The sequence below is a fragment of the Bacteroides neonati genome (assembly GCF_000499785.1).
GTDB classification, from domain to species: domain Bacteria; phylum Bacteroidota; class Bacteroidia; order Bacteroidales; family Bacteroidaceae; genus Bacteroides; species Bacteroides neonati.
Map to the genome: position 1 here is coordinate 83,568 of NZ_HG726021.1, position 14,685 is coordinate 98,252.

Annotated in this window: 13 protein-coding genes; 2 read left to right on the forward strand and 11 right to left on the reverse strand. The window is 45.5% G+C overall.

The annotated features are described in order from the left end of the window. Positions 1 to 3: 3 nt before the first annotated feature. Positions 4 to 894 carry a carbon-nitrogen hydrolase gene (locus tag TY03_RS09455; protein ID WP_042369538.1) on the forward strand — a complete coding sequence of 297 codons (891 nt, stop codon included), beginning with the start codon at positions 4 to 6 and terminating at the stop codon, positions 892 to 894. A gap of 94 nt (positions 895 to 988) precedes the next feature. Here TY03_RS09455 and TY03_RS09460 read toward each other — a convergent pair whose 3' ends face one another. From TY03_RS09460 to TY03_RS09470, 3 genes are all read right to left on the reverse strand, one after another. Further along, on the reverse strand, positions 989 to 1,372 hold the full coding sequence (locus tag TY03_RS09460) for a GtrA family protein (protein ID WP_042369540.1): 384 nt from the start codon (positions 1,370 to 1,372) through the stop codon (positions 989 to 991). A 3-nt stretch (positions 1,373 to 1,375) separates the two neighbouring features. After that, positions 1,376 to 3,133 (reverse strand): aspartate--tRNA ligase, encoded by a 1,758-nt coding sequence (aspS, locus tag TY03_RS09465; RefSeq protein ID WP_042369542.1) that lies wholly within the window; start codon positions 3,131 to 3,133, stop codon positions 1,376 to 1,378. A gap of 79 nt (positions 3,134 to 3,212) precedes the next feature. Beyond that, positions 3,213 to 4,241, reverse strand: a complete 1,029-nt coding sequence (locus TY03_RS09470; RefSeq protein ID WP_042369547.1) for a diacylglycerol/lipid kinase family protein — start codon at positions 4,239 to 4,241, stop codon at positions 3,213 to 3,215. Positions 4,242 to 4,478: 237 nt separating this feature from the next. Here TY03_RS09470 and spt point away from each other — a divergent pair, with 237 nt between their 5' ends. Continuing rightward, on the forward strand, positions 4,479 to 5,666 hold the full coding sequence (gene spt / locus TY03_RS09475) for a serine palmitoyltransferase (RefSeq protein WP_042369549.1): 1,188 nt from the start codon (positions 4,479 to 4,481) through the stop codon (positions 5,664 to 5,666). Between the two features lie 433 nt (positions 5,667 to 6,099). Here the strand turns inward: spt and TY03_RS09480 are convergent, their stop codons facing one another. From TY03_RS09480 to TY03_RS09505, 8 genes are all read right to left on the reverse strand, one after another. Next, complete coding sequence (locus tag TY03_RS09480; RefSeq protein ID WP_042370144.1) at positions 6,100 to 7,272, reverse strand: iron-containing alcohol dehydrogenase; 1,173 nt, start codon at positions 7,270 to 7,272, stop codon at positions 6,100 to 6,102. 153 nt (positions 7,273 to 7,425) lie between these two features. Next, positions 7,426 to 7,560 carry a hypothetical protein gene (locus TY03_RS23010; protein ID WP_262482513.1) on the reverse strand — a complete coding sequence of 45 codons (135 nt, stop codon included), beginning with the start codon at positions 7,558 to 7,560 and terminating at the stop codon, positions 7,426 to 7,428. 94 nt (positions 7,561 to 7,654) lie between these two features. Further along, positions 7,655 to 8,482 (reverse strand): ABC transporter permease, encoded by an 828-nt coding sequence (locus TY03_RS09485; protein ID WP_042370146.1) that lies wholly within the window; start codon positions 8,480 to 8,482, stop codon positions 7,655 to 7,657. 19 nt (positions 8,483 to 8,501) lie between these two features. Further along, positions 8,502 to 8,636 (reverse strand): DUF4891 domain-containing protein, encoded by a 135-nt coding sequence (locus TY03_RS22860; RefSeq protein ID WP_222860402.1) that lies wholly within the window; start codon positions 8,634 to 8,636, stop codon positions 8,502 to 8,504. Positions 8,637 to 8,641: 5 nt separating this feature from the next. Further along, positions 8,642 to 10,924, reverse strand: a complete 2,283-nt coding sequence (locus TY03_RS09490; RefSeq protein ID WP_042369550.1) for an ABC transporter permease — start codon at positions 10,922 to 10,924, stop codon at positions 8,642 to 8,644. Between the two features lie 31 nt (positions 10,925 to 10,955). Continuing rightward, on the reverse strand, positions 10,956 to 11,630 hold the full coding sequence (locus TY03_RS09495) for an ABC transporter ATP-binding protein (RefSeq protein ID WP_042369555.1): 675 nt from the start codon (positions 11,628 to 11,630) through the stop codon (positions 10,956 to 10,958). A gap of 87 nt (positions 11,631 to 11,717) precedes the next feature. Continuing rightward, positions 11,718 to 12,968: an efflux RND transporter periplasmic adaptor subunit gene (locus tag TY03_RS09500; RefSeq protein WP_042369557.1), complete on the reverse strand. Its 1,251-nt coding sequence runs from the start codon at positions 12,966 to 12,968 to the stop codon at positions 11,718 to 11,720. A gap of 43 nt (positions 12,969 to 13,011) precedes the next feature. Further along, positions 13,012 to 14,484 carry a TolC family protein gene (locus TY03_RS09505; RefSeq protein ID WP_042369559.1) on the reverse strand — a complete coding sequence of 491 codons (1,473 nt, stop codon included), beginning with the start codon at positions 14,482 to 14,484 and terminating at the stop codon, positions 13,012 to 13,014. Between the last annotated feature and the right edge of the window lie 201 nt (positions 14,485 to 14,685).

A 14,685-nucleotide genomic window follows, 5' to 3' on the forward strand; every position in this document is an offset into this window, starting at 1 on the left:
AGCATGAAGAAGATACAAATAGGCATTATACAGCAATCCAACAGTGCAGATACGCGCACCAATATGATGAATCTGGCCAAAGGCATCGAAGCCTGTGCCGCGCAAGGTGCTCAACTCATCGTATTGCAGGAGTTGCATAACTCACTCTATTTTTGCCAGACAGAGAATACCGATTTATTTAACCTGGCCGAACCGATACCCGGCCCTTCTACCGGATTCTATGCCGAATTGGCGGCGGCGTATCAAGTCGTTTTAGTGACGTCTCTTTTCGAGAAGCGTGCGCCGGGGCTGTACCACAATACAGCCGTAGTCTTTGATACCGATGGTCGTTTGGCAGGCAAGTACCGCAAGATGCACATCCCCGACGATCCGGCTTATTACGAAAAGTTCTACTTTACACCGGGAGACATCGGCTTCGAACCGATTCAAACATCACTCGGTAAGTTGGGCGTATCGGTGTGCTGGGATCAATGGTATCCCGAAGCCGCTCGCTTAATGGCTCTGAAAGGGGCTGAGCTATTGATCTACCCTACTGCCATTGGTTGGGAAAGCAGTGATACCGAGGAGGAGAAAGCACGCCAACTCAACGCATGGATCATTTCGCAGCGTGCGCATGCGGTGGCCAACGGCTTACCAGTTGTCTCGGTGAACCGTGTAGGGCATGAACCCGATCCGTCGGGGCAAACCAATGGTATTCAGTTCTGGGGAAACAGCTTTGTTGCCGGACCGCAAGGCGAGTTCTTGGCACAAGCAGGCAGTGAGACCAATGAGATAAAGGTGGTCGAAGTAGACATGGAGCGTTCGGAGAACGTGCGTCGTTGGTGGCCATTCTTGCGCGACCGCAGAATTGATGCTTATGCCGGACTGACCAAACGCTTTTTAGATGAGCAATGAGCTTTTTAGCAGACAAGAATAACAACGCTTATAGATAAAAGAAAGGGCGGCGCATTGTTTTGCGCTGCCCTTTCTTTTTAATCTCTTGAAGCTTTTATCTAAAAGTTAGTTTTTTATTGATAATGAAGTTCATCGCTCCGTAAATAAACAGCCCCATGAATTGAGCTAAATATTCGTTCACATCTCCCGCTTCGACCAACGTAATCAGAAAAAGAAACTGAGCAACATAGGCCAGAGCAAAGGCCGAACCAAAGAACAGCACCTGTTGCCAGATGTTGTTCTTCTGCTTTTCGGTCGGGAATATCCAGTATTTACTCCAGATAAAGTTGTTGGTTTGGGCGATAACGTATGCCGTGATGTTGGCCGGAATGTAATCGTATGATAATACATCCATCATCAGCCAAATGATAGCTACTGTAATGATTGCATTCAGTGTGCCGATAACAGCAAAACGAAAAATACGTACCGATTCCTTCACCTATTATTCTTTGATATCGACAATCAGGTTCAACTCTTCCAGTTGTGAAGGATCGAGTGCTGCAGGAGCATCGCTCATTACATCACGACCCGAATTGTTTTTAGGGAACGCAATGCAGTCGCGGATAGAGTCTAATCCGGCAAAGAGCGATACCCAACGGTCTAATCCGTAAGCCAAACCACCGTGAGGAGGTGCACCATACTTGAAAGCATCCATCAAGAAACCAAACTGCTCTTGTGCACGTTCGGGTGTGAAGCCCAACAGCTCGAACATTTTGTTCTGCAACTGACTGTCGTGTATACGGATAGAACCACCACCTACTTCGACACCGTTAATAACCATATCGTAAGCATTGGCACGTACAGCTCCCGTATCGCTATCCAACAAATGAATATCTTCGGGTTTGGGTGAGGTAAACGGATGGTGCATGGCCATGAAGCGTTGTTTCTCTTCGTCCCACTCGAATAGCGGGAAGTCTACCACCCACAGGCAAGCGAATGTATTCTTGTCGCGCAAGCCCAACTGGCTACCCATCTCCAAACGAAGCTCATTGAGCTGCTTGCGGGTTTTCATAGCATCGGGACCCGATAGAATCAAGATCAAGTCGCCGGGCTTAGCTCCAAATGCTTCTTTCATTTGCTGCAATACCTCTTGTGTGTAGAATTTATCGACGCTCGACTTCACCGAACCGTCTGCTTCGACACGTGCGTAGACCATACCTTTAGCTCCGATCTGAGGCTTCTTGACAAACTCGGTCAGTGCATCCAGTTGCTTGCGGGTGTAGCTTGCAGCGCCTTCGGCACAGATACCACCTACGTAAGCCGCTTCGTCAAACACAGGGAATCCATGTCCTTTGAGGATATCCATCAGTTCGACAAACTCCATACCGAAACGGATATCGGGCTTATCGCTACCGTACAGTCTCATTGCTTCGCTCCAAGGCATACGCTTGAACGGCTCGGTGAGCTCAATGCCACGAATAGTTCTGAACAGGTGCTTGGCCATTCCTTCGAATGTACTGATTACATCTTCCTGCTCAACGAAACTCATTTCGCAGTCAATTTGTGTAAACTCGGGCTGACGGTCGGCACGTAAGTCTTCATCACGGAAGCATTTGGCAATCTGGAAGTAACGGTCGAATCCCGATACCATAAGCAGCTGTTTGAACAACTGCGGCGATTGTGGAAGGGCATAGAACTGTCCCGGATTCATGCGAGAAGGTACTACGAAGTCGCGTGCACCTTCGGGAGTAGAGCCGATCAGGATCGGAGTTTCTACCTCGAGGAAACCTAACTCATCTAGATATTTACGTACTTCGATTGTCATTTTATGGCGCAACTCAAGGTTCGAGCGTACGGCATTACGTCGCAAATCCAGATAGCGGTATTTCATACGGATATCATCACCTCCATCAGTATTGTCTTCGATGGTGAAAGGAGGTGTAGCGGATGCGTTGAGTACATTTAGCTCGGATACGATGATTTCGATTTCGCCTGTAGAGATATTAGCATTTTTGCTAAAACGCTCGTTTACAGTTCCCGTTACTTGAATCACAAATTCGCGTCCTAATTTATTGGCACGTTCGCACAGCTCTGCATTGGATTCTTCATTAAAGACCAATTGAGTAATGCCGTAACGGTCGCGAAGGTCGATAAAGGTCATTCCACCCATCTTGCGACTACGTTGCACCCATCCTGTTAGTGTGACTTGCTTGTTCACATCGGAGATTCTTAATTCTCCGCACGTATACGTTCTAAACATCTGTTTTGTATTTTATGATAATCTTTATATTCTTTAATTAGCAGCTTGCAAAAATACACAATATTTTGTAATTTGTAAATTAATTGCCTTTCTTTGTCAGCTTCTCTAAAATCTTTTTATTCCGGTGCGTGATGTCTTGTACGATGGCTTCGTTCATTAATCGGATGCCATTGACATACTCCTGTGCCTTTTGCAGCACATTACTATTGTCCTTTCCGGGATGTTGAGGAATAACCACGTGCAATCCTTTTTTAATGATTTCGATATTCAGCATTTCCTTTTCGTGAAGCGGATCTCCATCGAAGTGTACCACGCCCGGCTTGGTGCGGTGAATCGTTAGTTTCTTACAGCGGAAGGTTTTGATGCGGCTGTTCTGGTCGATATTTTTGTTGAATAGCTGAAAAGAGAGTGAAGGCACGTCGAGCACAGTGAAGGGTTCGAGGATGGTTACATCCAGCAACCCGTCGGTGAGTGTTGCCTGAGGGGTAATATAAGCATTGTTTCCATACTGCGATGCGTTGCCGCAAGCAATCAAAAAAGCTTTGTATTTCGATGTTCCGTCTTCTGTTTCCAACTCATAGGTTTCGGGTTCGTATTTAAGACTTTCGAGTAAGGTCTTTTCCAGGTACGTCAATAACCCTCGTTTACCGGCATTGGCAAACTTCAAACTGACAAAGGCATCGAACCCGACACCACATGTGCAAAAAAAGGCTGTTCCGTTTATCTTGCCGTAGTCAATTACGTCGATGATTCCTTTATTTAAAATATCAAGTGCTTTCTTAGGTTCCATGGGGATATGCAGATGGCGTGCCAACCCGTTTCCCGATCCGCAGGGAATGATTCCCAGTGCCGTATCGGTATGTACCAGCGAGCGGGCTATTTCGTTAATCGTGCCATCGCCGCCAATAGCTACTACGATATCTGTTTTATCTGCTGCTGCTTGCGAAGCAATCTCTATCGCATGACCGGCTCTTTCGGTATATACTACGTTCCATGAGTATTTTTCCTTATCTATCCTATCGTCCAATAAGCTAAGAATCAATTCTTTGCTTTGAGTACCCGAAACAGGATTGACAATGAATATTATTTTCTTCTTATATTCGTTCATGCTATTTTTTTACACTATTTTGTAGACTACAAAAGTAATACAAATATCTTAATTTTTATCCTTTTTGAAGCCTCTAATAGTCCGATGAATATATTTTTTCTTAGAAAAAGAACAGTGAAAGACATATTTTGTTATCTTTGCCCACTGTTTTAAACACTTGTTAAGGAATTTAATAAAACGAGAATGGTTATTCATTTATTAACCATATTCAAACGAGAGATTATATAAAGAACAATCATGGGATTATTACAAGAGAAGTTAGCTAAATACGACCTCCCTCAGCAGATTAAGGCGCAAGGCGTATATCCGTATTTTCGTTGTATCGAAAGCGAGCAGAACACAGAGGTGATTATGAGTGGAAAAAAGGTATTGATGTTCGGTTCGAACTCTTACTTGGGTCTGACGAATCACCCGAAAGTGATTGAAGCATCTGTCGAGGCTACTCGTAAATATGGTACGGGGTGTGCCGGTTCCCGTTTTTTGAACGGTACATTGGATCTTCACCTGGCATTGGAAAAAGAATTAGCTGAGTTTGTAGGCAAAGAAGATGCTATTATCTATTCTACCGGATTTCAAGTAAACTTAGGAGTTGTTTCGTGTGTTACAGGTCGCGAAGATTATATTATTTGTGATGAACTGGATCATGCTTCTATCGTAGAGGGTCGCCGTTTATCATTTTCTACCGTGTTGAAATTCAAACACAACGACATGGAGTCTTTGGAGAAAGAATTGCAGAAGTGCCGCCCCGAAGCAGTCAAATTAATTGTAGTAGATGGCGTATTCAGCATGGAGGGCGACATAGCCAACCTGCCAGAAATTGTTCGTCTGTCTAAGAAATACGACGCTAACATTATGGTCGATGAGGCTCACGGCTTGGGTGTGTTAGGTAATCATGGCCGCGGTACATGTGATCATTTCGGTGTAACCAAAGATGTGGATTTGATTATGGGTACCTTCAGTAAATCGCTTGCTGCCATTGGTGGATTCATTGCTGCCGATGAGGAAGTGATCAACTACCTGCGTCACAACTCTCGCTCGTACATATTTAGTGCCAGCAACACGCCTGCCGCCACTGCTGCTGCACGTGCCGCACTCGATATTATGAAGAGCGAACCCGAGCGTATTGAACATCTGTGGACCATCACCAATTATGCCTTGAAGCGCTTCCGCGAGTTAGGCTTTGAGATTGGCCATACCGAAACCCCGATCATTCCGCTTTATGTGCGCGATATGGAGAAAACGTTCTTGGTAACTAAAATGCTTTTTGACGAAGGCGTATTTATCAACCCCGTTGTGCCTCCTGCTTGCTCTCCCAATGATACGTTGATTCGCTTCTCGCTCATGGCTACACACAGCATCGAACAGATTGATATCGCTATCGACAAATTGGTAAAATGCTTCAAGGCATTGGACTTGTTGAAGTAAGCTCCGCATATACCCCCTAAGAAATAAAATTATTTTGTTGGAATAATTTTATAAGAGAAGACTCTCGCTACTTGATAGGTAGCGAGAGTCTTCTCTTTGTTTTAATGGTATCCTTTATTCTTATATAAAGCGAACCCCTTCCTTAATAGTTTATACTATATAGTTACAAATCTATTCAAAAAAGCGCCTTATGATTTAGTAAAGTACTGTTTTTGATACTTTAAGTAGATGGCGAATAATTACGCTTAAACGGAGATATAGCATGGTGTGCTATATCTCCGTTTAAGCGTTCAGGCAAGCTGATATGTAATCAACTTCCGCATGGAATAATCTATATTTTCAAATGTTTGATAATCTTTATTCCATATATTGTATGCTAGTTTCTTCTAAGTATACAACACAAAACGGGCAAAGTCAAGAGATACATTCCTTTTTATCGAAAGGAATCTTTATAAATCTGCAAAAACTTCTCATTGGTCAGTGCCACTGGGTCGAGTCCAAAGAGTGCGCCCATATTTTCGCGAGCGTTTTGTACAAAGCGTGGCAGATCGGCTTCTGTAATACCCCACTCACTCATCTTCAACTCGCTTACGCCGCAGGCTTTCTGCATATGAGCCAGCGCATGGACAAAGTCCATAGGATCCTGGCTTCTCTGCCCGGTCATGGCTTCGGCCATCTGCATAAAGCGTTCGGGAACCACCTGTGCGAAAGCAGTGAAGTAGGCAACCGATAGCATAATCAGCCCTGCACCGTGAGGCAAAGCGGGGTAATAGGCACTCATGGCGTGTTCGAGCGAATGCTCCGACGTACAGCTAGAGGTAGACTCTACCATGCCCGACAAGGTACTGGCCAGCGCCACATTGCTTCGTGCTTCCATATTCGCTCCGTCGGTTACGGCAGTCGGTAAATACTGATTGAGCAGACGGATACTTTTCAGTGCATACAAATCACTGATGGGCGATGCGATACGGGCGATATACCCTTCGGCAGCATGAAAGAAAGCATCGAAACCCTGATAGGCTGTGAGGTGGGCGGGTACCGAAACCATCAACTCCGGGTCGACAATGGAGAGCACCGGAAAGGTAGATGCATTGCCAAAGCCGATCTTCTCGTTGCGTTCTTCGTGGGTAATAACCGTCCACGGATCGGCCTCAGTGCCTGTTCCGGCCGTTGTAGGAATGGCAACGACGGGTAGTGCACCTCCCGATGTGGGCTGTCCCTTACCTGTTCCGCCATGAATATAATCCCAGTAATCACCCGGATTGCAGGCCATTACGGCAATCGACTTGGCAGAGTCGATGGAGCTTCCACCGCCCAGACCTATCACAAAGTCGCACTGCTCTTGTTTGCAAAGCGCAGCAGCTTCCATGACATGAGAACGGATAGGATTCGGTAGAATTTTATCATAAACGACTGCGGTAGCTCCGTTCTTGGCCAGTAGTTCGATCACTTGATCGAGATAGCCGTATTTGTGCATCGAAGTGCCCGAAGAGATAACGATGAGCGCCTTCTTACCGGGCAACTGCTCGGTAGCCAACTTCTTGATACTTCCGCAGCCAAACAGTAGATTGGTGGGAATGAACTGATTAAAAATCGATTGTTTCATAATGAATGAATTAGAGTTTTTTTCCTTTGATTTACGAAACAAAAGTAGGCATAAATACTGATATAGCGACAAACATACTTCTTTAATCGTCTAAACGATCATAGAAGTATGTTAATTGTAGAGAGGATGAGTGTACGTCCGTTTTCGACGATTTTACTCTTTGATGGCGTTGACCGGACTTTGGCGGATGGCAACCCACACTTGCCGGGCAACCGCAAGCATAACTATGCTACACGTAAGCAAAAAGACGAGTGGCAGCAACCATCCGTAGGATACCAGTGCGTACATACCATAGAAGAGATGAGGATACAGAGGGATGCCAGCAGTAGAAAAATGCCGAACATGGTTTTCTCGGGGCGGTTGAAGAGATTCATCAGTTCAGTTAGCTCGACAACCCCGCTGCTGCCAGAATCCTTATGTTGCGAAAGCGGGCATCCAACTCGGGCGAGCACGCGATGTGCACCTCCGACAATGAGCGAAGGTGAAACCGCCATTGCGAGTATGTAGCCCACTTCGTGTCGTTCTCTTTCATTCTGGAAGCAGCGATTTTTTGTTTCAACGCCGCTACATCGGCATGAGGGTATACCTGCACATAGGTTGTGCTGCGTTTCTGGCTATTACTCACCGGAGTGGATAGGCAAAGGTAGTCGAACTTAAAGTCACTGTTCTGAGGATAATCTTTCATCACTCCTATCACCGCGAATGATACCTCTTTGTTCATTCTTACGGTTTTGCCCACGCAACTACTCTTGCCAAACAGATATTCCGCCATCTTCTGTGTCAGAATGACCGAATGCCCGTCGAAGGGCACTCCCAGATAGCCTCCTTGGATGAGATTGCACTGAAAGATCGTAAAGAAGAGCGAGTCTACACGCATGCCGATCCATGACTTCTCTTTTCCATCCGACCGATAGGACAATTCGCTCACCCGGCAGATTGTTTTTATCTCGGGAAATGCCGCCATCTCCTCCTCCATCGATTCGTGCAGTTGGTTGAGTTCTCCATTGCCTTTCAATAAACCGCTGGTGGTGACGGCGTAGGTTTGTGTGTGACGGGGATGAAACGTATCGAAATTGTTCTCCCAATAATACCAATAGCCACCGAGCAGAAAGGCTGTAAAGCCTATGGCAATGCCCAGTATGCTGATGATGCTTTGGGCTTGATGTCTTTGTAGATTGCGTAAAGCAACTTTTAAGTAGTGCTGTATCATGTCGGGGGGCGTTAGTGTATTAAAATCCTTCCGTTTTTTTCAGAAAGTAGCGAAGCTGTACATACTGTTCACCCGGTTTTACAAAGCCGCTGTCCGGTATCAGTTTCGGAATGTGATCTTTAGCGTATAACGTCATCTCATTTCTATTCTTCATTGTTATTATTCACTTTTAATAATCTCTGCGGGGTTTAGTCGCGAGATGCGATAGATTTGCCAACTAACCGTTAGCATAATCAACGTCGCAGCTATGAACAACGTACCCAACCAGTACCAAGGATTGGAATAGTCAAAGAAGTTATCGGTTTCCTGCGATATAATCGTAAAGATTAACAAGGCCAACAGGGTGGTTACTAGCGAAGTTATACTAAAAAGAATCAAGTATAGTTTACCAAACAGCCAGTAAATATTCCGCATGCCGGCACCATTAATTTTGCGAATAGCGACCTCTTTTTGTCGGCTACGAGTGTCCATGGAAATGGCTCCCAACAATCCCATAATACTGATACAAATACTGATAAATGCACAAGTCATAAATAATTTTTCCATAATTACATAAGCGTCGATCATATTGTTATCGTTAAGTGTCATCACTTTGTTATCACTATATTCGGGCAAATAGAGATTGAGCTTCGCTTGCAAGGCATCATAGGCTTGTTTTACATCGACTCCTTCGCTCACACGCACATAAAACCAAGACGGGTTTTCTTTCTCTTCCACAAGATAAACTGTTTGTGGTAAATGCGACTGGTATTCGGCAAGATTGATAACGCTGTGCACGAGGTGATCTATTCCGTTGAAGGGCACATAATTCATTGAATCCTGTTGTAGATATTGTTCCATTTCGCGATTGACAATACAGATTGGCTTTCCTGTTTTAGGCAACTTTTTAATAGGGAAGCCCATCATATCCAAATAGGCAGATGATACAATTCTGATCGTATAGTCTATTTCTTGTTGTTTGTTATTGGTATAGTGACTTGTATAATAACTGCTCTGTGCATAGTTGTCGTAATAAGGACTTGTCAGAATAAACTGCTTAATTGTAGGCCATTGCTGTTGTATCAATTGCTCACGTCCTATGCTGAAATATAGAACTCGATCTCTTTCTTCTTTATCCAGAAAGCTGTTAGATAAGTTAGCCTTTGCTACTTGCTTAGAAAGATAGGTAGCACCAGTTGCGAACAAGAAAGCGATACAGATAAACAACTGAATACCCAGCATCGTATTTCGCAACCGATGTTTGCCCTTGCCGTGCGAACGGAAAGCCATGCCCGAAGCTGTTTGGCATTTAATACGCCAAACACTGGTTGCTGCCAATAACATGCAGAGAAGAGTTATATACAGAAAATATTCACTCATCTGCCAACTAATATCACGGTAGTTCATGCTAAGTGCTTGACGGATATTGGCCGGTAAACTACCATGTAACATAGGCAATGCCAGTTCTACAAATACCATTGTTAGCAGAAGCACAGCTACCAATACATATGCCAATTCGCAGAAAAGCAAACAGAAGAGATGCTTCCGGTTAGCTCCCATTGTTTCGCGCAAATGCAACTCGCGATCTTTGGAAAAGAACCCACCTATCGAGAAATTCATAAAATTAAGTAACCCTGTGAGCATAACCAGAAATCCAATGACGGAGAAAACGATTGCCATCGGTTCTATGGTTGTCTTTTCAGAGAGATAGTATAACCGACTATGAATGATGGTCGATTCATTGCCCAAATTGGTTGTTCTCAGTCGTTCGTTAAGCTTTGTTATATCCATATTCGGATGCAACAAGCAAGTCATGCTGCATTGCGAACGATTCGATTCGATTTCTTCCTCACTCATTCGTCTGAAGAAGTCCACCGGCTTATTGCTAAAGCTAGTCATAGGCAGATAAGGTTTAATAACCCCAACAATCGTGTAAAACGAGTTTTCTTTTCCGTTTATCGAGAAAGTACTACCTACTGCAGATTTATTTCCGAACATGCGCTTAGCAAACTCCTCACTCACTATGACAGCATTGGGCTGGTCAATAAAGGACTGTACGGACCCTTCTACCAATTCGGGTGGATATACTATCATAAATTCGCCGTTTACATCGATACTATAAGCGCGCACATTACTCGCTTTGCCCTCTCGTGCTAATGAAATGGTGCTATGTGTACGATAGCCATACAATGCAACCCGCTCTATGGCATTTGAGAAGTGTTTACAAAACTCTATGGTTGTCTTTCCTCGGAGTTCAAACTCTCGGTTTCCATCTTGTTTGTATAGCTTTACCATTTTATTAAATTCGGGAAAGCAAGCATCGCCCCGATACATGGTGCGAAGAAAATAAGTACAGGTCGAAAAACAGATAACACCCAGTGATACACCGATGATGCTGATAACTGTTCGTACTTTGTACTTCAATAGACTGCGTAAGGAGACTTTTAGATAATGTTTGAGCATAATTCTCTTTTTGTAAACTTGATAGATCTTTTTATAAACTTACTTCGGTCACCACGTGTCCGTCGAAGAGGTTAATCACCCGTTCGGCATATCCGGCATCGTGTTGTGAGTGCGTCACCATGATGATGGTTGTTCCCTCTTTGTTGAGTTCACTCAACAGTCCCATCACCTCTTTACCATTCTTCGAGTCGAGGTTTCCCGTAGGCTCATCAGCCAGTATGAGTTTGGGGTTGGCTACCACGGCACGGGCAATGGCTACCCGTTGCTGCTGTCCGCCCGAAAGTTGTTGTGGGAAATGCTTGCTGCGGTGACTGATGGCCATGCGCTCCATTGCTATCTCTACCCTGCGTTTGCGTTTGGAAGCAGAAATACCCATGTAGAGCAGTGGTAGTTCGATGTTCTCATAAACGTTGAGCTCGTCGATCAGATTGAAACTCTGAAACACAAAGCCAATTACACCTTTGCGTAGATTGGTACGTTGCGATTCGGTGTACTTCGACACCTCTTTCCCATTGAGGTAATACTCGCCTTGGGTCGGATTGTCGAGCAGCCCCAAGATATTGAGCAAAGTAGACTTGCCACAGCCCGATGGCCCCATGATGGCTACAAACTCGCCTTCTTTCACCTCTACGCTAACTTGGTTGAGTGCGTATGTTTCTACTTCCTCTGTTTTGAAAATCTTTTGTAAATGAATAGTTTTAATCATGGTAGTATGTTTTTGAATATAATTTGGCACATATCAAGTACCAGAAAGTGTATTTTAAGGTATGCATAATTAGTGGTTTTCGTCGTATTATTTCAATAATAATTCTTCTGCCTCGCCAAAGGTATCATATCCTGTCGTAACTACCCAATCTCCGGGTTGCAAACCTTCGGCAATTTCATATTGCTGTGGATTTTGACGACCGATGGTCAATGGTACTCGGGTGGCTTTGCTCTTGGCGGCATTGAGTTTGTAAATCCACTGCCCACCGGTATGCTGATAGAAGTTGCCCCGTGCAACAACGGTGGCTTGTTCGGGCTGCCCCAATTCGATCTGCACGCGGAAGCTCTTGCCCACACGAACGTTGTCGGGCATTTCGGCTGTGAACACGAGGTCTACGTCGAACATGCGTTCTTTTACTTCCGGCACTACCTTGGTAATGCGCAACGGATACTTTTTGCCCTGATAGTGAATCGTGGCCGGTAGCCCCGTGGTGATGCGGTCGATGTAGTATTCGCTAAGCGAGGTGTGAATCTTGTATTGATCGAGCACCTTTATTTCGGCAATGCTTTCGCCCGAAGAGACTTGCTGCCCCGGAGTTACCTTAACAAAGCTAAGCTGTCCCGTCACGGGAGCTTGTACGATAAGGTTGCTCAGACGCTCTTTGGCTCGTTCGTACTTCTTTTGCTCGCGTAGGCGGTCGTTGATTATCAGGTTTTTGCGAATAACAGTAACGGCCGAATCGTGGCGTAGACTTTCGCGTTGCAACACGGCATTTCGCTGTTTATAGCCGTACTCGTCGGCCGATACCTCGAGTTGTGCTTTGCTCTTGATACCCATGCGAAACTCCTCTTTGTCGAGATCGAAACTTTTCTTTAGCCGCGCCAATTCGTAGCTGGTTTGTAGGGTCTGTTGTTGCAGATTCAGGCTCTTCTGTTCCATCTCTATCTCCTTTTCGCGGTACGTGATGAGTTGCTTTTCCCAATCATCACGCTGATCGTCGATACTGCGCAGCAAGTCCGGGTTGGTGAGCACCAGAATGGTATCGCCCTTTTGAAGCAGGCTTCCCTCCTCGGCGATGATATGCTCTACACTACCCTCCTCACGGGTGTTTATTTTGATCGTGAGAATAGGCTGCACCAGCCCTTCTACATCGACATACTCCATAAACTTGTCGTTGCGTACTTCGGCTATCTGCACATGAGCCGAGTCGATACGCAGTTTGCGCGGCCCTGTCGATAGAATGAGCAGGTACACCAGAAAAGCGGTAAAGAGGATACCTCCGGACAGATAGTATTTGTAGCGGAAGTACCAAGGTTTCTTTTTAATTTTTATATCCATGAGTATAGGTTGCTATATATATAATGTATCAATAAATCGTATGTCAGTCGATTAGTAACTGCTCGTTTTCGGTGAGCGCCGTGTTTGTTTCAAAGTCAAAGAGCGTCAGGCTGCGTAGCGTATAGTACAGGCTCCAATAGTTATATAAGGTAGCCAGATAGGCATGCCTAGCAGCATCTTTCTCGCTGATAGAGGCATTCAGGTCGAGAATGGTCGACTTCCCCAACAGGTAAAGGCGGCGGGCTACATCGTTGCGTCGCAGTGCCGTTTCGTCGGTACGGGCAGCTATGCGTACACGCTGTGCTTGCAGGTTGAACTGTTTCACGAGTTTGCGGATATTTAACTCAAAGTCCGTTCGGTTCTGTTCTACCTGCGTATAAACCAGATCGCGCTTGGAACGTGCCACCCGTACCTGCCCTTTTCCACGTCCCCAGTCGAGTATCGGTAGCGAAATACCCAGACGGATGTATTGCTGATCGAGCGGACGTTGATAGGCATCGCTTAGCTTTCCGGCCGTCTGCGTGAGCCCGAAGCGTAGGTATACATCGGCTTTTAACCCGGCATTGGCACGAGCCTGTGCTACGGAGCTTTCGCTCTCCAGCTTGCGACGCTTCATGTTCTGTATCTCCGGACTGTTCTCGTTGGCTAGCAACAAGGCTTCGGTCAGCACCACTTGGAAGTGTGGCACGCAATCGTTCACCTTCACCGTTAGTTCCGCATCGTCTTGAATGCCGAGGTACGAGCGCAATGCTTGCATGCAATTATCTACTTCGATACCGGCATTCATGCAGTTGGTTTCTTCGGTGAGTTTGTTCAGCTCCAGTTGCAGCATCTCGTTTTCGGTGATGGTACCTATGTTGTATCGCCCCTGTGCATAGTGATAAAGGGTATCGGCGTGGGCATAATTGATGGTGGCTGTTTGGTAGTTACTCTGTGCGTTGGCAAGGTCGAAGAATCTTTTGGTAGCTTTCACAGCGACCAGCTCGAGGGTTTCGACATACGTTTTACGTGCCTCCAGGTAGCGAATCGGTTCTATGCGGCGGTTCCACTTCAGACTATTGTAGCCGAAGAGCGACTGGCGATAGCCAAGGTTGACAGGCGATGTTTGCCACGAGGTGGTGCGCTTGCTGAACAAATCCATCCGTTGAGCCGAGGTTTCGAGAAAGAACGTCCCTCCCGTCCATGATACGTTTTGGGTGAGGCTCAGGGTAAGGTCGGTATTAAGCAGGTTTTGTTCAACGAAATTGACCGATCCGTCGCTCATTGTTATCTTGTTAATGGCACGATCCAAATAAGGGTTCGAGGTTAGAGACAGCGTAGGCAGGTAGTTGGCTTTATAGTATTTATAGTTCCAGTATTCCGATCGGAAGCTGTGTCGCGCCGTTTGTGCATCGGGCGATTGATGCTTGGCGAGTGCGATGGTCTGCTCGAGCGTCAGCTCCATGGGTGCAGGTTGCGCCGATAGTCCGATAGCCCAACCGGCATAGATCGACAGAAATAGTATTTTTACATTCATGTGTGTTTCTTTTGTAAATATAGTTTCAAAAGGCGTGCCAAGATTATAACTGATTGAATATGAAACCGTATGATTGTTTTTAGAGCAGTAAACAGTGTGCACTTTCGCACAAAAATAGTGCGAAAGTGCACACTCAACACATGAATATAATACCTATCTTTGTCGCAGGGCGGAACGGATACAATAAAAGGGTCGGACGAT